The 787-nt window shown below is 62.0% G+C and carries 1 protein-coding gene; it reads left to right on the top strand.

Features of this window, described 5'->3' with window-relative positions; all coding sequences use genetic code 11:
* On the top strand, positions 1-787 hold a 787-nt coding region (locus G3N58_RS33885), incomplete at both ends, for an NAD(P)/FAD-dependent oxidoreductase (protein ID WP_206001375.1).

Genomic DNA, 787 nt, shown 5'->3' with positions numbered 1-787 from the left:
AGCCGACCGAAAATTTCCAGCTCGGCATGGAACTGCACGCGAAGTACACGCTGTTCTGCGAGGGCGCGCGTGGGCATCTCGGGCGGCAACTGAGCGACAGGTTCAGGCTGCGCGATGGCGCCGATCCTCAGGTCTACGGCATCGGCATCAAGGAACTGTGGGAAATCGATCCCGCGAAGCACAAACCGGGCCTCGTGATGCACACGGCCGGCTGGCCGCTCGAGAACGATACGTACGGCGGCTCGTTCCTTTATCACCTGGACAACAACCAGATCGTGGTCGGCTTCGTCGTTGGTCTTGGCTATTCGAATCCGTATCTGTCTCCGTTCGAGGAATTCCAGCGCTACAAGACACACCCGGCGATCCGCGCGATTCTCGAAGGCGGCAAGCGCGTGTCGTACGGTGCGCGGGCGATTACGGCGGGCGGCCTGATGTCGCTGCCGAAGCTCGTGTTTCCGGGTGGTGCGCTGGTCGGCGACGATGCGGGTTTCCTCAACGTCTCGCGTATCAAGGGTTCGCACGCGGCGATCAAGACCGGCATGCTCGCGGCCGACGCGGCCTTCGACGCCGTGCAGGCCGGTCGCCAGGCTGACGAACTGACTGCGTATCCGGAAGCCTTCAAGACCTCATGGCTTCACACTGAACTGTATCGCGCACGCAACTTCAAGCAGTGGATGAGCAAGGGCCTGTACCTCGGCACGCTGATGGTCGGCATCGAGCAGAAGCTGCTGGGCGGCAATGTGCCGTGGACGCTGCATCACCAGCATTGGGATCACGAGATGCTGAA

Source organism: Paraburkholderia sp. Ac-20342, assembly GCF_017104985.1.
Classification (GTDB): domain Bacteria; phylum Pseudomonadota; class Gammaproteobacteria; order Burkholderiales; family Burkholderiaceae; genus Paraburkholderia.
Note: the sequence above shows the minus strand (reverse complement) of the source record. Positions and strands in the feature narration are given on the sequence as shown.